Origin of the sequence: Citrobacter sp. 172116965 (genome assembly GCF_013458095.1) — a bacterium.
GTDB lineage: Bacteria > Pseudomonadota > Gammaproteobacteria > Enterobacterales > Enterobacteriaceae > Citrobacter > Citrobacter braakii.
On the sequence record NZ_CP046673.1, the window covers coordinates 1,859,783 to 1,875,622 of the forward strand.

The following is a 15,840-nucleotide window of genomic DNA, read 5'->3' on the forward strand; positions in this document are numbered from 1 at the left end:
GGAGGATATTGCTATAAACGATGCGGGCGTTGCACCACCAACAGCGCTTTTTAACGTTATGACGTCTGTTGTGTGGTGCGAATAGTGAGATTAGCTAAACATCAGGATTTAGTGATCAGGAAGCGGACCGTATCAGCATAGTTTTGTACGAACGCGTTAAGGTCATCAGATTTCAGTCCTTTCGGATTGATCATATATTTACCGTTGATAAAAAAGGCGGGCACACCGGTTAAATCTACAGCTTTAGCCATTTCTTGCTGTTTGGCGGTTAGTGATTTCACGGTAAAACTATTCCATGCAGCATCATAATCACTGGCACTGACGCCCGCGCTGATAAATACGTTACGAATATCGTCCGCCGATTTAATGGTTTGTTTTTTCTGCACGGCATCAAAAAGCAACGGTTTAACTTTATCTTGCACGTTCAACAGTATGGCGACGGACCAGGCTTGCGTCATGTCTTGCCCCAGAGGGCCTAAAAAGTCGACGTGGTATTCGGTGAGTTTGACGTCAGCAGGCAAAACTTTTTTCACGTTATCAGTGATTTCAAAAACTTCATCGTACTGATAGCAGGAAGGACAATAGAATGAGAAAAACTTCAGCGCTGCCGGGGCTGAAGCGACGGGTTTTTCCAGTGAGATAAACTCTTTGCCGTCGGTAAATGGTGCTGCCTGAGCGCTAACGGTAAAAAGTAACCCAATCAGGGGTAATAAATATTTTTTCATTTCCATATACTCTAAATAACATTCAATAAACAAATTTTCTGCGAATGAATACGCTCTTCATTGCGTCGGGCTATAATACGATAATCACCTAAAAATGCGCTGCCCCTTACTTTCATTTACGCATCAATACGTAGCGGGACAGTATTTATGTACTGTTCTGCGAATATCCTTTGGTACTCTTCGTAAATAGTGAATGATCACTTCCGTGATATTTTCGTAATTACTTTGGCAATGTTATATTGTAATAAATAAAAACGGAAATATGATTAATTATCATTTGATTTATAAAACGTGAGCCGCAACGCGTTGCGCTATGTTCTGTCAACGCAGCCGTAAGATTTTCTTTTTCTTGTAGCGTTTGAATGAATAGGGTAAGTGTCTGAGATGAGCAACCAAAATGGATATCGCTATGATTGACCACCTGGATCATCTGGTATTGACCTCCAATAATGAAGAGGCATGCGTTCGTTTTTATGTCGAACTTTTAGGGATGAGGCTGGAAACCTTCGCGCAAGGGCGGAAAGCCTTCGTCTTTGGCAATCAGAAAATTAACCTCCACATTCGGGGAAAAGAGTTTGAACCCAAAGCTTACGCGCCAACGCCGGGGGCGCTGGATTTGTGTTTTATCACCACGCGTGCGCTGGAAGAGGTGATAGCCACGTTTCAAACGCACGGGGTCGATATTGTTGAGGGACCGGTTGCACGAACCGGTGCGATGGGACCGATTCGCTCGGTTTATGTCAGAGATCCCGATCTCAATCTGATTGAAATCGCGGTATATCCTGCTGATGACAGGACATAACTTTACAGCGCAAAGGTTGCCAAAACCTGGTGAGTGGTTAAGATAACTCGCATCAATCAGTGAGGGTATAATGGCGAAACGTCAACGGATGGGATGGTGGTTCCTCTGTCTGGCATGTGTTGTGGTGATGGTTTGCACCGCACAACGCATGGCGGGCCTGCACGCGTTGCAGATGGACACCGTTGCCACAAGCGTGGTCGTAAGCGCACAAGCGCAGACCGATGAGGCCTCGTCCGTTACCCCTTGTGAACTGAGCGCGAAGTCATTACTGGCGGCGCCCCCGGTACTGTTCGAAGGCGCTATTCTGGTGCTGTGTCTGCTACTGTCGCTGCTGGCGCCAGTGCGGGCGTTTCGTCTGCCTTTTTTCCCACCGCGAGCCATCTCGCCGCCCACACTAAGGGTACATCTGCGATTTTGCGTCTTCCGTGAATGACAGAACAGCCGTTGCTGACTGTTAGATAATTATTCACGGAGAAAATATATGATGACTGTTTTCAGGCAGGCGCTGCTCTGTCTGTTATTGCTATGGCTGCCCGTATCCTGGGCGGCTGAACCCGGCTGGCTGCGTTCACCCGATAACGATCACGCCAGCGTACGGTTACGCGCTGATACGTCCTCAGGCGGCGAAACTCGTCTGTTGCTGGATGTTAAACTGGAGGACGGCTGGAAAACCTACTGGCGTTCGCCGGGCGAGGGAGGCGTCGCGCCATCTATCGCCTGGCAAGGGGAAATACCTGCGGTCGACTGGTTCTGGCCAACCCCTGCACGCTTTGAGGTCGCTAATATCACGACCCAGGGCTATCACGATAATGTGACGTTCCCGATGGTTGTGCGCGGCAGATCGCCCGCCACGCTTAGCGGTGTTTTGACGCTATCCACCTGTAGCAACGTTTGCCTGTTGACGGATTTTCCTTTTTCCGTGACCTCCACGACCCAGGACCCGACTTTTGCGCATGACTATGCGCAGGCAATGGGGCAGATCCCGCTTGCCAGCGGCCTGACCGATACTTTGCGCGCTGGCGTACGGGCCGGCGAGTTGGTCGTCGAGGCTCACCGCGCGGGAGGCTGGACTGCGCCTGGGCTGTATCTGGACGCCGTTGATGATGCTGATTTTGGCATGCCGCAAATTCACGTCGCAGGTGAGACGTTACGCGCCACGGTGCCCGTTCATGATGGTTGGGGGGAAGGCGCGCCGGATTTACGCGGTAAGTCGGTCACGCTGGTGCTGTCAGATAACGGTGTTGCCCAGGAAAGTCGTCTTGCGATTGGCGAAGCCCCGGTTATTGAGAACGCCTCACTCCCATTGTGGCAGGTGGTGCTAATGGCGCTGCTGGGCGGTTTGATCCTCAACCTGATGCCCTGTGTGTTACCGGTTCTCGGCATGAAACTGGGCTCTATTTTGCTGGTTGAGGAAAAAAGCCGTCGCCAGATCCGCCGTCAGTTCCTCGCATCGGTAGCCGGGATCCTGGTCTCCTTTATGGCCCTGGCGCTATTGATGACGGTGCTACGTTTAACCAATCAGGCGCTGGGCTGGGGGATCCAGTTTCAGAACCCGTGGTTCATTGGAGTCATGGTCGTGGTGATGCTGACGTTCAGCGCCAGCCTGTTCGGGTGGTTTGAATTCCGCCTGCCTTCGGCGATGACCACCACGCTAGCGACTCACGGTGGCAACGGCTTGTCGGGACATTTCTGGCAAGGCGCATTTGCGACCCTGCTCGCCACGCCGTGCAGCGCCCCGTTTCTGGGAACAGCGGTAGCGGTGGCATTGACCGCTTCGTTACCAACGTTGTGGGGACTGTTTATCGCACTTGGCCTGGGGATGAGCTTGCCGTGGCTGCTGGTGGCTCTGCGTCCCGGTCTGGCGCTGCGTTTGCCGCGTCCGGGACGCTGGATGAATATTTTGCGGCGTCTTCTCGGTGTCATGATGCTGGGGTCGGCTATCTGGCTTGCGACGTTGCTGCTCCCACATTTAGGGCTGGCCGGACACGCTAGCGCTAAAGAAAGCGTGAACTGGCAACCGCTTAGCGAGCAGGCGATTGAGGATGCGCTGGCGCAAAATAAGCGAGTGTTCATTGACGTCACTGCCGACTGGTGCATCACTTGTAAGGTCAACAAATACAACGTATTGCATAAAGATGACGTACAGGCCGCTTTGCAACAGCCGGATGTAGTGGCGCTGCGCGGCGACTGGACGCTCCCTTCTGAAGCCATCACCGAATTTCTGAAAAAACGCGGCCAGGTTGCTGTGCCGTATAACCAAATTTATGGCCCCGGTCTGCCGGAAGGCCAGGCGTTACCAACGTTGTTGACCCGCGATGCGGTATTGCAAACGTTGACCGACGCCAAAGGAGTAACCCCATGAAAATAATGATTGTTCTGCTGTTAACCCTGTTTTCTGCCGTCAGCGTAGCGAAAGAGCCTGCACCGTTTACACCGGAACAGGAAAAGCAAATTGAAGCGTTAATCCAGGATGCCCTGTTTAACGATCCCAACAGCCCGCGGATTGGCGCTAAGCAGGCGAAACTGACCCTGATAAACTTCACCGATTACAACTGCCCGTACTGCAAGCAACTGGATCCCATGCTGGAAAAAATTGTGCAGAAATATCCTGACGTGGCGGTAGTGATTAAACCGCTGCCGTTTAAAGGGGAAAGTTCGGAACTGGCGGCGCGGACCGTGCTGACTACCTGGCTTGAGCATCCGCAGCAGTTTCTGGCGCTACATGAAAAACTGATGCAGAAAAAGGGTTACCATACCGACGTCAGTATCAAACAGGCGCAGGAAAAATCGGGAGCCAGTCCGGTGACGTTGGATGCCCAAAGTGCTGAAACGCTAAGCACTAACCTGCAATTGGCGCGACTGGTGGGCGTGCAGGGCACCCCCGCAACGATTATTGGTGATGAGCTTATTCCCGGTGCGGTGCCGTGGGAAACCCTTGAGGAAGTGGTCAAAGAAAAGCTGGCGGCGGCCAATGCTCAGTAAACTGCGCCGCTGGCTGCGCGAAGGACTGATCTTACTGGCGCTGTTGGCAGGGGCGATGCTGCTGATGGATGCCTGGCGTGCGCCGCAGCTCCCTGGCTCTTTTGACAGCACGCCTTTGCAAACGCTGGATGGTGAAACCGTCACGCTGGCGGCGCTCAGCAAAGACGAGCCGGTGCTGCTTTATTTCTGGGCGAGCTGGTGCGGCGTTTGCCGCTTCACGACGCCGGAAGTCGCCAGGCTGCGTTCGGAAGGGGAAAACGTGATGACCATTGCGTTACGCTCCGGCAGTGAAGCTGAGGTGTCTCGTTGGCTGTCGCGTAAAGGCGTGGACTTTCCGGTCATCAATGATGCGAACGGGGCAATCTCCCGCAGTTGGGCGATTAGCGTCACGCCCACGCTGGTGGTAGTGTCACAAGGTCGGGTGGTGTCAACAACCAGCGGCTGGACCAGCTACTGGGGCATGAAGCTTCGGCTGTGGTGGGCAAAAACGTTCTGATAATGTGCCGGGGAAACCCGGCATTTTTATATTATGACCCGTAAGCGGGAAGACATATTTCGTTGCCTGGCGAAGCGAGCATTGCGATTAACGTCCAGAATGGGTCATCTTCTCTTTTTCAGGAAAGTGCAGCATGACGAGTTCGTTAGCGTTTGGGCCCGCTCTGGTGATGATGATTGCCGCCACGTTTGTCCTCGCCGGGATGGTAAAAGGCGTCACTGGTATGGGATTGCCCACCGTGGCTATGGGGATCCTCGGATCGCTTATTTCGCCGGTTGCGGCGGCGGCCATGCTGTTGTTGCCTTCGCTGATTAGCAATCTGTTTCAGTTTGGCGGTGGCGGAAATACGCGTCAATTAGTCAAACGACTGTGGCCAATGTTATTGACGGTGGTGGTGGCGACACTGCTTGCCAGCGCCTGGATTACCGGCGGCGATACCACCCGTACCCAGTTTGCGCTCGGCGTGGCGCTGGTGGCTTACGCTATCTGGACGCTGGCCGGAAAGAAAATTGCAGTGGCTCCGCAGCATGAAAAACCGTACTCCCTCGTCATAGGATTTGTTACTGGCTTATTGACTGGCGGAACCGGTGTATTTGTGATGCCCGCCGTGCCCTGGATCCAGTCATTGGGTTTTGAGAAAGATGAACTGGTTCAGGCGCTCGGGATCTCTTTTACGTTTTCGACATTGGCTTTGGCGCTTGGTCTGTGGTGGCACAACGCGCTGCCCGTACAGTCGTTGAGCTTATCGGCTTTGGCCATTGTTCCTGCGCTGATTGGTCAGTGGTTAGGAACCCGTGTACGACGGGTTATTTCTCCGCTCGTGTTTAAACGCTGTTTTCTGTTTTGTTTGGTCGGGTTGGGTATTGAGATGATGCTGCGTGCGGTGTGACCTGTGCGGTGACTTTAGAACGCATTCATGGCATCGTTAATTCAGACATTCAGTGTCAAAGAGGTCGCTATGGCATCAGTGATGTTAAGTGAGGAAGAGGGCGCTCTGGAGTCACGAATGGCGCTCACCGCGGCGGCGATGGCCGATAAATCGCGCTCGCGAATGTTGTGCGCCCTGATGGATGGCCGCGCCTGGACCGCGACCGAACTCAGCGCAGTGGCGGATGTGTCAGCGTCGACCGCCAGTGCGCATCTGGCGCGTCTGTGCGAACAACGTTTTGTTGTGGCGCTCGCGCAGGGCAGGCATCGTTATTTTCGCCTTGCAGGCTCCGATATCGCTGAACTGCTGGAGCGCCTGATGGGCGTGGCGTGGGCTACATCTACGCCACGAAAAATCACGACGCCGCCAGGCTTACGACATGCCCGAACCTGCTACGATCATCTCGCTGGCGAGGTGGCGGTGAGGCTGTTCGATACGCTGGTTTCCCGTCAATGGTTAACGCCGGATGGTGAAACGCTGACCTCTCTTGGGCAGGAAAAACTGGCACAAATGGGGATTGTCCTTGCTGCGAGCGCATCGCGGCGGAAATTAACCTGCGGTTGTCTGGACTGGAGTGAACGACGTTACCATCCCGGCGGCGTGCTTGGCGCATCGCTGCTACGCTGGCTGATTGAAAAACGATGGATAAAAACGGAGCTGAGTGGTCGCCGCGTCACCTTCACCCCGCTTGGCATTCGCAAATTAGAAACCGAGTTCGGTATTAAAACGACACCGTAGATGGTTCGTTTTGCGAAAGCGTTCCGGGAAATATGTCATATTTCTGTCACACTCTGTTGTGATTGATAACAACAAGAGGTCGTAGGGATGAATAAATCGTTAATCGCCGCAGCCGTGGCAGGGGCTGTATTAATGTCAACCGCCGCGCAGGCGCAGACCGCGCCGGAAGGCTATCAGCTTCAGCAAGTATTGATGATGAGTCGGCATAACTTACGCGCACCTTTAGCCAATAATGGCAGTGTTCTTGAGCAGTCCACCCCCAAACAATGGCCAGAATGGGATGTCCCCGGCGGACAACTCACCACCAAAGGCGGCGTACTGGAAATCTATATGGGCCACTATATGCGAGAGTGGCTGGCAGAGCAGGGGATGGTGAAATCGGGCGAATGTCCGGCGCCGGGTACGGTCTATACCTATGCTAACAGCCTGCAGCGTACGGTCGCGACGGCGCAGTTCTTTGTCACCGGTGCTTTCCCGGGTTGCGACGTCCCGGTCCATCATCAGGAAAAAATGGGCACCATGGATCCCACCTTTAACCCGGTGATCACCGATGATTCCGCCGCCTTCAGCCAGCAGGCGGTTCAGGCAATGGAGAAAGAGCGTAGCCAAATGCAGCTCAACGACAGCTATCAGTTGCTTGAGCAAATGACCGACTACAAAGACTCACCGTCCTGCAAAGAAAAACAGCAGTGTTCCCTGACCGATGCTAAAGATACGTTTAGCGCGAAATACCAGCAGGAGCCTGGGGTTTCGGGGCCGCTGAAGGTCGGGAATTCGCTGGTTGATGCCTTCACGCTGCAATATTACGAAGGCTTCCCGATGGACAAGGTCGCCTGGGGCGAGATTAAATCCGATCAACAGTGGAAGGTTCTGTCGAAGCTGAAAAATGGCTATCAGGACAGCCTGTTCACCTCCCCGGAAGTGGCGCAGAATGTCGCCAAACCGCTGGTGAAGTATATTGATAATGCGCTGGTTACTGAACGCGTAAAAGCGCCAAAAATAACCGTGCTGGTGGGGCATGACTCAAACATCGCATCGCTGCTCACCGCGCTGGATTTCAAACCGTACCAGCTTCACGATCAGAACGAGCGTACGCCGATTGGCGGGAAGATTGTCTTCCAGCGCTGGCATGACAGCAACGCGAATCGTGATCTGATGAAAATCGAGTACGTGTATCAGAGCTCGCAGCAGTTGCGTAATGCTGACGTTCTGACCCTGAAATCCCCGGCGCAGCGTGTAACGCTGGAGCTGAAAGGGTGTCCGATAGATGCGGATGGCTTTTGCCCGATAGATAAGTTCGACAGCGTGTTGAATGAGGCGGCTAAGTAAAAGAAAAACTCCCCCGTGTTCGCGGGGGAGTCTGAGCGCTAGACGTTTTTGCGTTCGATAGTCTGTTCACCCCAAAAGAGCGAATCTTTGTCTGTTTTCTTAAAGGCTTTGATGAGCACCTCGTCGCTACCTTCTTCCCAAATTTTTTCCGCCAGTTTCTCGTCATAATGCGCGACTTCAAAAATGGCTTCGGCTATTTCCGGCGATGTATTGCGCAGACTTGCCCATTCGCCGACGCGATGGGCTTTCGCTTCTTGAGTTGGCATTCGAATCCTCCTGTTGAAGATTAGCCGTTGAGTTTTACTGCCAGACCTGCGACATATTCACCCTGATAGCGGGCGATAGATAATTCTTCCTGACTTGGCTGGCGTGAGCCGTCGCCTCCGGCGATGGTGGTTGCGCCGTAAGGGGTACCGCCGCGAACTTGAGAAACATCAAACAGCTCTTGCGCCGCGTAACCGATAGGCACAATCACCATCCCATGGTGAGCAAGCGTAGTCCAGGTTGATGTAATGGTTTGTTCCTGACCGCCGCCGGTTCCTGTCGAGCTGAATACGCTGGCGAGTTTGCCGTACAGGCCGCCTGAAGCCCACAGCCCGCCAGTCTGGTCGAGGAAGGTGCGCATCTGACCGGACATATTGCCAAAGCGTGTGGGGGTACCAAAAATAATGGCATCGTAATCTGCCAGTTCTTGCGGGGTTGCGACTGGTGCGTTTTGTGTTTTGCCGCCAGCTTTGAGGAAAATCTCCGGCTGCATGGTCTCTGGTACGCGTTTAATAATCACTTCCGCGCCATCAACCTTATTTGCGCCTTCTGCGACTGCATGGGCCATAGTTTCAATGTGTCCGTACATGGAATAATAAAGCACCAGAACTTTTGCCATTTTACACTACTCCTCGAGTTAACCGTGTCCGTAGCGACTCGCTACCTACCTTTAAAGATATGACGTACTGTCAGGAGTGCAAATTTCACAATCACTTCTTTGATTTATAACAATTTTTATAACAACTTCTCTTGTTGCAAAATGATACATATTTAACCGGGTGGAATTTGGTAGTCATAAGAAAGACTTATTGATTTCTCGCTGTGATTATTTCTCTATCACCGCCAATCCTGTTGCAGGATATTACAGTTAGCGGCTGCTCAGGCCACGCTTCACTATGCTTAATCCCACGCAGTTATTTTCAGGGTATCGCCCGTAACGCTGCGTGAGGTATCACTCCTCAGTACCTATGCAATATGATGTCTAATCAATGACGGAGGTCAGTAATGGCAAACCATCGAGGCGGTTCCGGCAACTTTGCGGAAGATCGCGAAAGAGCATCAGAAGCAGGTCGAAAAGGTGGCCAGCACAGCGGGGGCAATTTTAAGAATGACCCGCAACGCGCTTCAGAGGCAGGCAAAAAAGGGGGCAAAAATAGCCACGGCAACAACAAATCGTAATTGCCGGGCTAGCTGTCAGATATGCCGTGACGGCTGAGGATCAGAGTCAGACGTTACGTAGCCACCCACCGCCGCCGGTTTCTTCCGGCGGTTTTTTTTGTCTGCAAGGTTGAACTGTAACAAAACGCAACGCAGACTAACGACATTCAGTTAATCGGGTGTCTCATGTCATTACTTTCTCGTTATTCCTTCTCTGTTAAACCTCAGGAAGCGATCCTTATTGTGATCACTATGTTCTGGGGTGGCACGTTTTTGGCAGTGCAATATGCCGTTACCCTGAGTGGACCTTTTTTCTTTGTCGGCGTGCGTTTTGCCACCGCTGCGCTGGCGGTCGCGCTTTTGTCACTACGCACATTGCATAAACTGACGTGGCTGGAAGTCAAAGCAGGCGTTGCGATCGGTATCGCAATTGCGTTGGGCTATAGTCTGCAAACCTGGGGGCTACAGTTTATTCCCAGCAGTAAATCGGCGTTTATTACCGCGATGTACGTACCGTTGGTCCCGCTTTTACAATGGCTGTGTCTGGGGCGTATGCCCGCCCTGATGCCGTGTGTCGGCATTGTGCTGGCCTTTATCGGGTTGATTTTTCTCGCCGGACCAGGAGGCAATTTGCTGGCTTTAGGCGAAGGCGAGTGGATCACACTCGCCGGCGCGGTGGCGATTGCGGCAGAAATTATCCTGATTAGCGCGTGGGCGGGAAAAGTGGATGTGCGGCGGGTAACGGTGGTACAACTGGCAACCGCTTCGATAGTGGCGTTTATTGCGATGGGACCGGCCGGAGAGACCGTACCACCGATGTCTACGGGATTGCTGGTGGTGGCGCTGGGATTGGGGATTTTCAGTGCGATTATTCAGGTCACCATGAACTGGGCACAGCGCAGCGTTTCGCCGACGCGCGCGACGGTCATTTATACCGGGGAGCCGGTGTGGGCGGGGATCTTTGGTCGCCTGGCGGGGGAACGCTTACCGCTACTGGCTTTGCTCGGCGCAGCATTCATTATTGTTGGCGTGCTGGTCAGCGAACTGAAGTTCAAAAAGAAAAAAGGGGTAGTGCAAGAGGCACCGCCGGAGTCGCTTTAATTTAACCATTCACCGCGTGATTTGGTATGCTGACGCCCTCACAAGAAGGAGAGGGCGCATGGTCCAACGCGCAGAGAAAAAAACAGGTAAGCGCTCGCAGGCCGTCAGTGCAAAACGCCAGGCCATATTAACCGCGGCATTAAATATCTTCTCCCAATATGGGATCCACGGCACGCGTCTCGAACAGGTCGCTGAGCAGGCGGGTGTGTCAAAAACGAATCTGCTTTATTACTTCCCGTCAAAAGAGGTGCTCTATATTGCCGTTTTGCGGCAAATCCTCGACGTCTGGCTGGCTCCGTTGAAGGCTTTTCGCGAAGACTTTGCGCCGCTGGTGGCCATTAAAGAATACATTCGCCTTAAGCTGGAAGTGTCGCGCGATTACCCTCAGGCTTCACGACTGTTTTGTATGGAGATGCTGGCAGGTGCGCCTTTATTGATGGCTGAATTAACGGGCGATCTCAAAACGCTAATTGATGAGAAATCGGCGCTGATTGCCGGTTGGATCAAAAGTGGGAAACTGGCTCCGGTCGATCCGCATCATCTGATTTTTATGATTTGGGCTTCAACCCAGCACTACGCCGACTTTGCCCCACAGGTAGAGGCGGTAACGGGCGCAACGCTGCGTGATGAAGCCTTTTTTAACCAAACGGTGGAGAGCGTGCAGCGGATGATTATTGAAGGGATCCGCGTGCGTTAACTGGCTGGCGGTAACGGACAGCTTAAATCGCCCTCTTCGCACTGTAAGAGCGAGGCGAGAAACGCTTCACGCTCGTTGGTTTTATCCGTCAGACACTGGCTGGAAATCATCGCCTGGACGCTACCGCCTTCGGTGCCGGAACTGATTAACGCGCAGTCCGCATCGCGCAGGGTTATCCATGAGATTTGCGCTTTTTTCAGTAAATCGCGCTGGGTCGGGGCGGCGCGCTTAAGCGCATTCTGATAAGTGTCATTAAGTTTGGTGTCGGCCGCCTTAAACTGCTCTGCCGCACAGGTGTTCATCTCAATCTGAGTGTTCGCGTTGGCGCAGTCATCCGCCAGCGCCTGGCCGCTCAACAGCAGCGCTGCACATGTCAGTACGATTCGTTTCATGCTTCCCTCTGGCTCCATAAAAAAGGCCCCGTTACCGGAGCCTTAATTAACCACAACCTTAGCCGATTGTCATCAGGCTGGCGTTCCCCCCGGCAGCGGCGGTATTGACGCTCAGGGAGCGTTCAATGTACAGCCTCTCCAGCAGAATATTGCTTTCGCCACGGGCAAAGCCCTGGACTGATACAATCGCCCCTTCGCGGGCAGCTACCGCTTCGCACAGTGAACGCAGTTGATCGGAATCGCCGTGGAAAATAACGGCATCAAACGGCTGCGTGGTGATGTTGTCCGCTTTGGCAAACTGGATGCGCCCGGAGACGGCGGCTGGCAGACGTTTTGCCAGTTCACGATGGAACGCATCATCTGGCCACAGGATTAAGCTACCAACGGAAGCCACAGCGGCAACCTGTACCAGCGCGTCCTGTTCATCATCGGCGATACACAGTACGCGTTCACGCGGCAACAGCGTCCAGGTATTGCGCTCGCCAGTGGGTCCTGGCAGCAGACGCTGAGTACCGGCCTGCGCCAGTTCGCCAAACTGCTGGCAGAGCGCATGCAGCGAGGGTCGATCGGTTGCCCATTCGCTGAGTGCTTCCAGCGGCTGAACGAGTGCAGCTTTAAGCTGCGCATCGACCGGGTAGTCTGCATCCTGACGGGCAAGCGTAATGCCTAACGCATTTTCCGGGCGGTTAGCCAGCAGGCGATACAGATACAGCGGTCCACCTGCTTTTGGCCCGGTACCAGACAAGCCTTCGCCACCGAATGGCTGCACGCCGACGACGGCGCCGACCATATTGCGGTTAACGTACAGGTTCCCAACGTGTGCCGATCCTGTGACCTGGGCGATGGTTTCATCGATACGGGTGTGTACGCCCAGCGTCAGGCCGTAGCCGGAGGCATTAATTTGCTCAATCAGGTTGCCCAGATTGTTACGGGTGTAGCGCACGACGTGCAGTACCGGACCAAACACCTCTTTTTGTAATTCGTCGAAGCTTTCCAGCTCGATCAGCGTCGGAGCAATAAAGGTACCGGTTTGCCATTCACGCGCATCGTCGCTGTTTTCGCGCACGGCCTGAAACACCGGGCGTCCTTTGGCGCGCATGGCCTGAATATGGCGCTCAATATTGGTTTTGGCTTCTTCATCAATTACCGGCCCAATATCGGTGGTCAGGCGACCTGGATTACCCATGCGACATTCCGCCATCGCGCCGCGCAGCATTTTCAGCGTATGGTCGGCTACATCATCCTGCAGACACAGGACGCGCAGCGCGGAGCAGCGCTGTCCGGCGCTGTCAAACGCTGAAGCCAGAACGTCGACCACGACCTGTTCCGTCAACGCGGAGGAGTCGACAATCATTGCGTTCATCCCACCGGTTTCGGCGATAAGCGGGATTGGACGCCCCTGAGCATCAAGGCGGGTGGCAATATTGCGTTGTAACAGCGTGGCGACTTCCGTTGAGCCGGTAAACATGACGCCGCGTACGCGCTCATCGGAAGTGAGCTGCGCCCCGACGGTTTCACCCTGACCAGGCAACAGTTGCACCACGCCCGGCGGTACACCCGCTTCGAGCAAAATAGCGATGCCCTGGGCGGCAATTAACGGGGTTTGTTCCGCCGGTTTCGCCAGCACGCTGTTACCCGCCGCCAGCGCGGCGGCAATCTGCCCGGTGAAAATGGCCAGCGGGAAGTTCCATGGGCTGATACAAACCACGGGTCCTAACGGTCGATGGGTTTCATTATCGAAATCATCGCGAACCTGACCGGCATAATAATGCAGGAAGTCTACCGCTTCGCGCACTTCCGCAATGGCGTTGCTGAAGGTTTTACCCGCTTCGCGTACCAGGATGCCAATCAACTGCTGCATCTGACCTTCCATCAGAACGGCGGCACGATGCAAAATGGCGGCGCGCTCTTGCGGCGGTGTGGCGAACCAGATTGGCGCGTTATTCGCTGCGTTCTGTAACGCCTGTTCTACTTCAGCGTGAGTCGCCTCACGCACGTAACCGACAATGTCTTTCGGCTCGGCTGGGTTAACGACTGGCGTCATTTCGCCGTCAGCAACCGGGTGCTCCAGAATGGGTTTAGCGTGCCATTTTTGTAGCGCGCTGTTGAGCAGGGCAGAGGACAGCGAGGCCAGACGATGTTCGTTAGCTAAATCCAGCCCGCCTGAGTTTTCGCGGCCTTTACCGTACAGGTCACGCGGCAGGGCAATCTTCGGATGCGGCAGACCGGCCTGACCTTCTTGCTGCGCCAGTTTTTCAACAGCCTCGACCGGATCGGCAACCAGTTCATCCAGCGGCAGGGTCGTGTCGGCAATGCGGTTGACGAACGAGGTGTTGGCGCCGTTTTCCAGCAGACGACGCACCAGGTACGCCAGCAGCGTTTCGTGCGTGCCGACCGGTGCATAAATGCGGCATGGACGATTCAGTTTGCCATCCGCAACTTTGCCGGTGACCTGCTCATACAGCGGTTCGCCCATGCCGTGCAGGCACTGGAACTCGTACTGGCCCGGATAGTAGTTTTGACCGGCTAACTGATAAATCGCCGCCAGCGTATGGGCGTTGTGGGTGGCGAACTGCGGGTAGATCAGATTCGGTACGGCAAGCAGTTTTTTCGCACAGGCCAGGTAAGAAACGTCGGTGTACACCTTACGGGTGTAGACCGGATAACCTTCCAGACCGTCCATCTGGGCACGTTTAATTTCGCTATCCCAGTAGGCGCCCTTAACCAGACGGATCATCAGGCGGCGACGGCTGCGCGTGGCGAGGTCAATCAGATAGTCGATAACATACGGGCAGCGCTTCTGGTAGGCCTGGATAACAAAACCGATCCCGTTCCAGCCTGCCAGTTCGGGTTCAAAGCACAGTTTTTCCAGCAGATCGAGGGAGATCTCCAGTCGGTCAGCCTCTTCGGCGTCGATATTAATGCCGATGTCGTACTGACGTGCCAGCAGAGTAAGCGATTTCAGACGAGGATAGAGTTCATCCATCACGCGATCGTACTGCGCACGGCTGTAACGCGGATGCAGTGCCGACAGCTTGATAGAAATGCCTGGCCCTTCGTAGATACCGCGCCCGTTAGAGGCCTTACCAATGGCGTGGATCGCCTGCTGGTATGAAACCATATAAGCCTGTGCATCGGCGGCGGTCAGGGCCGCTTCGCCCAGCATGTCATAGGAGTAACGGAAGCCTTTTTCTTCCAGTTTACGCGCGTTAGCCAGCGCTTCAGCGATGGTCTCCCCGGTGACAAACTGCTCGCCCATCAAGCGCATGGCCATATCGACGCCTTTACGCACTAGCGGCTCACCGCTCTTGCCGATAATACGGTTGAGTGAGCGTGAGAGGCTGGCTTCGTTATGCGTTGAAACCAGACGACCGGTAAACAACAGCCCCCAGGTCGCCGCGTTGACGAACAGAGACGGGCTGCGGCCAATGTGCGACTGCCAGTTACCGTTGCTGATCTTGTCGCGGATTAACGCATCGCGGGTCGCTTTATCTGGAATACGCAGCAAGGCTTCGGCCAGACACATCAGCGCGACGCCTTCCTGTGAAGAAAGGGAGAATTCCTGCAATAAACCTTGTACCATCCCGGCGCGACCGCTGGCGGTCTTCTGGTTACGTAGTTTGTCTGCCAGATCGTATGCCAGCTTATGCGCCTGCTCGGCGATAGGCTGCGGCAGACGAGCCTGCTCCATCAGCATCGGTACGGCGTCAGTTTCGGCGCGGCGGTAAGCAGCGGTGATTGCCGCGCGGGAAACTGACTGCGGCAGGATCTGTTCAGCAAATTCCAGGAAAGGCTGATGCGCTTCATTTTGCAGCGTGGTCGACTCATCGCCCTCATTCGCAGCACCCGCCAGCAGGGCCGGTAGTTCAGGAAGCGCGTCGTCATTTTCCAGTCTTTCGAGATAATTAAAAATGGCTTGTTTGATCAGCCAATGTGGCGTGCGATCGATTCGTGATGCTGCTGTTTTAATACGCTCGCGAGTGGCGTCATCCAGCTTAACCCCCATCGTGGTGGTTCCCATGCCGTTTACTCCTGTTGTACTGAAATACGGGTCTGATAGTTACCGAGAAATATCCACTATGTTGCAACTTTGTGCAACCGTGTTAAATGTGACTTGGTTTGCAAGCTTGGAAATGAATGAAATGTTAATAAACGTGAGTGTTTTGACGGGGGCTATAAAAGTTGCCGAATCTTTTTCTCTGCGGTAGTTAACACTTTTAAAAGGTGC

Annotated in this window: 16 protein-coding genes; 11 read left to right on the forward strand and 5 right to left on the reverse strand. The window is 54.1% G+C overall.

The annotated features are described in order from the left end of the window. Positions 1 to 101 precede the first annotated feature (101 nt). On the reverse strand, positions 102 to 725 hold the full coding sequence (dsbA, locus tag GPJ68_RS08770; RefSeq protein ID WP_104652256.1) for a thiol:disulfide interchange protein DsbA: 624 nt from the start codon (positions 723 to 725) through the stop codon (positions 102 to 104). A gap of 397 nt (positions 726 to 1,122) precedes the next feature. Between dsbA and GPJ68_RS08775 the strand changes: the two genes are divergently transcribed. From GPJ68_RS08775 to agp, 8 genes are all read left to right on the forward strand, one after another. Beyond that, the gene (locus GPJ68_RS08775) at positions 1,123 to 1,527 is read left to right on the forward strand and encodes a VOC family protein (protein WP_016156158.1); all 405 of its coding nucleotides are present in this window, start codon (positions 1,123 to 1,125) and stop codon (positions 1,525 to 1,527) included. A gap of 70 nt (positions 1,528 to 1,597) precedes the next feature. Next, positions 1,598 to 1,960: a hypothetical protein gene (locus GPJ68_RS08780; RefSeq protein ID WP_016152574.1), complete on the forward strand. Its 363-nt coding sequence runs from the start codon at positions 1,598 to 1,600 to the stop codon at positions 1,958 to 1,960. Positions 1,961 to 2,008: 48 nt separating this feature from the next. Further along, positions 2,009 to 3,889, forward strand: coding sequence for a protein-disulfide reductase DsbD (locus GPJ68_RS08785; protein WP_172860400.1), 1,881 nt, complete (start codon positions 2,009 to 2,011; stop codon positions 3,887 to 3,889). Next, positions 3,886 to 4,509, forward strand: coding sequence for a DsbA family protein (locus GPJ68_RS08790; RefSeq protein WP_104652247.1), 624 nt, complete (start codon positions 3,886 to 3,888; stop codon positions 4,507 to 4,509). Before GPJ68_RS08785 ends, GPJ68_RS08790 begins: the two co-directional genes overlap by 4 nt. Then, positions 4,499 to 5,005 carry a protein disulfide oxidoreductase gene (locus GPJ68_RS08795; RefSeq protein WP_094169062.1) on the forward strand — a complete coding sequence of 169 codons (507 nt, stop codon included), beginning with the start codon at positions 4,499 to 4,501 and terminating at the stop codon, positions 5,003 to 5,005. Before GPJ68_RS08790 ends, GPJ68_RS08795 begins: the two co-directional genes overlap by 11 nt. A 133-nt stretch (positions 5,006 to 5,138) precedes the next feature. Continuing rightward, entirely contained in the window at positions 5,139 to 5,894 is a 756-nt protein-coding gene (locus tag GPJ68_RS08800; protein WP_016156161.1) for a sulfite exporter TauE/SafE family protein, read from the forward strand. Between the two features lie 69 nt (positions 5,895 to 5,963). After that, the gene (locus GPJ68_RS08805; protein ID WP_016152579.1) at positions 5,964 to 6,671 is read left to right on the forward strand and encodes a helix-turn-helix transcriptional regulator; all 708 of its coding nucleotides are present in this window, start codon (positions 5,964 to 5,966) and stop codon (positions 6,669 to 6,671) included. Positions 6,672 to 6,758: 87 nt separating this feature from the next. Further along, positions 6,759 to 8,000, forward strand: a complete 1,242-nt coding sequence (agp, locus tag GPJ68_RS08810; protein WP_016156163.1) for a bifunctional glucose-1-phosphatase/inositol phosphatase — start codon at positions 6,759 to 6,761, stop codon at positions 7,998 to 8,000. Positions 8,001 to 8,038: 38 nt separating this feature from the next. Here the strand turns inward: agp and GPJ68_RS08815 are convergent, their stop codons facing one another. Both GPJ68_RS08815 and wrbA read right to left on the reverse strand, forming a co-directional pair. Beyond that, complete coding sequence (locus GPJ68_RS08815; protein ID WP_016152581.1) at positions 8,039 to 8,266, reverse strand: YccJ family protein; 228 nt, start codon at positions 8,264 to 8,266, stop codon at positions 8,039 to 8,041. Between the two features lie 20 nt (positions 8,267 to 8,286). Beyond that, the gene (gene wrbA, locus GPJ68_RS08820) at positions 8,287 to 8,883 is read right to left on the reverse strand and encodes an NAD(P)H:quinone oxidoreductase (RefSeq protein ID WP_003832057.1); all 597 of its coding nucleotides are present in this window, start codon (positions 8,881 to 8,883) and stop codon (positions 8,287 to 8,289) included. Between the two features lie 386 nt (positions 8,884 to 9,269). Between wrbA and GPJ68_RS08825 the strand changes: the two genes are divergently transcribed. From GPJ68_RS08825 to rutR, 3 genes are all read left to right on the forward strand, one after another. Next, the gene (locus GPJ68_RS08825) at positions 9,270 to 9,443 is read left to right on the forward strand and encodes a general stress protein (protein WP_003036022.1); all 174 of its coding nucleotides are present in this window, start codon (positions 9,270 to 9,272) and stop codon (positions 9,441 to 9,443) included. 165 nt (positions 9,444 to 9,608) lie between these two features. Further along, a complete protein-coding gene (locus tag GPJ68_RS08830; RefSeq protein ID WP_104652248.1) occupies positions 9,609 to 10,523 on the forward strand; it encodes a DMT family transporter in 915 nt (304 codons plus the stop codon). Positions 10,524 to 10,581: 58 nt separating this feature from the next. Further along, on the forward strand, positions 10,582 to 11,220 hold the full coding sequence (gene rutR, locus GPJ68_RS08835) for an HTH-type transcriptional regulator RutR (RefSeq protein WP_016156165.1): 639 nt from the start codon (positions 10,582 to 10,584) through the stop codon (positions 11,218 to 11,220). Here rutR and GPJ68_RS08840 read toward each other — a convergent pair. Together GPJ68_RS08840 and putA are read right to left on the reverse strand one after the other, a co-directional pair. Then, positions 11,217 to 11,612: a lysozyme inhibitor LprI family protein gene (locus GPJ68_RS08840; protein ID WP_016152584.1), complete on the reverse strand. Its 396-nt coding sequence runs from the start codon at positions 11,610 to 11,612 to the stop codon at positions 11,217 to 11,219. The two genes, rutR and GPJ68_RS08840, sit on opposite strands and share 4 nt — an antisense overlap. Before the next feature lie 58 nt (positions 11,613 to 11,670). Beyond that, positions 11,671 to 15,633, reverse strand: a complete 3,963-nt coding sequence (putA, locus tag GPJ68_RS08845; RefSeq protein ID WP_019076440.1) for a trifunctional transcriptional regulator/proline dehydrogenase/L-glutamate gamma-semialdehyde dehydrogenase — start codon at positions 15,631 to 15,633, stop codon at positions 11,671 to 11,673. Positions 15,634 to 15,840: the final 207 nt, after the last annotated feature.

Bases quoted from the DNA above. Each gene is read 5' to 3' on its own strand.
- dsbA (WP_104652256.1), bottom strand. From the start codon at position 725: ATGAAAAAATATTTATTACCCCTGATTGGGTTACTTTTTACCGTTAGC.
- GPJ68_RS08775 (WP_016156158.1), top strand. From the start codon at position 1,123: ATGGATATCGCTATGATTGACCACCTGGATCATCTGGTATTGACCTCC.
- GPJ68_RS08780 (WP_016152574.1), top strand. From the start codon at position 1,598: ATGGCGAAACGTCAACGGATGGGATGGTGGTTCCTCTGTCTGGCATGT.
- GPJ68_RS08785 (WP_172860400.1), top strand. From the start codon at position 2,009: ATGATGACTGTTTTCAGGCAGGCGCTGCTCTGTCTGTTATTGCTATGG.
- GPJ68_RS08790 (WP_104652247.1), top strand. From the start codon at position 3,886: ATGAAAATAATGATTGTTCTGCTGTTAACCCTGTTTTCTGCCGTCAGC.
- GPJ68_RS08795 (WP_094169062.1), top strand. From the start codon at position 4,499: ATGCTCAGTAAACTGCGCCGCTGGCTGCGCGAAGGACTGATCTTACTG.
- GPJ68_RS08800 (WP_016156161.1), top strand. From the start codon at position 5,139: ATGACGAGTTCGTTAGCGTTTGGGCCCGCTCTGGTGATGATGATTGCC.
- GPJ68_RS08805 (WP_016152579.1), top strand. From the start codon at position 5,964: ATGGCATCAGTGATGTTAAGTGAGGAAGAGGGCGCTCTGGAGTCACGA.
- agp (WP_016156163.1), top strand. From the start codon at position 6,759: ATGAATAAATCGTTAATCGCCGCAGCCGTGGCAGGGGCTGTATTAATG.
- GPJ68_RS08815 (WP_016152581.1), bottom strand. From the start codon at position 8,266: ATGCCAACTCAAGAAGCGAAAGCCCATCGCGTCGGCGAATGGGCAAGT.
- wrbA (WP_003832057.1), bottom strand. From the start codon at position 8,883: ATGGCAAAAGTTCTGGTGCTTTATTATTCCATGTACGGACACATTGAA.
- GPJ68_RS08825 (WP_003036022.1), top strand. From the start codon at position 9,270: ATGGCAAACCATCGAGGCGGTTCCGGCAACTTTGCGGAAGATCGCGAA.
- GPJ68_RS08830 (WP_104652248.1), top strand. From the start codon at position 9,609: ATGTCATTACTTTCTCGTTATTCCTTCTCTGTTAAACCTCAGGAAGCG.
- rutR (WP_016156165.1), top strand. From the start codon at position 10,582: ATGGTCCAACGCGCAGAGAAAAAAACAGGTAAGCGCTCGCAGGCCGTC.
- GPJ68_RS08840 (WP_016152584.1), bottom strand. From the start codon at position 11,612: ATGAAACGAATCGTACTGACATGTGCAGCGCTGCTGTTGAGCGGCCAG.
- putA (WP_019076440.1), bottom strand. From the start codon at position 15,633: ATGGGAACCACCACGATGGGGGTTAAGCTGGATGACGCCACTCGCGAG.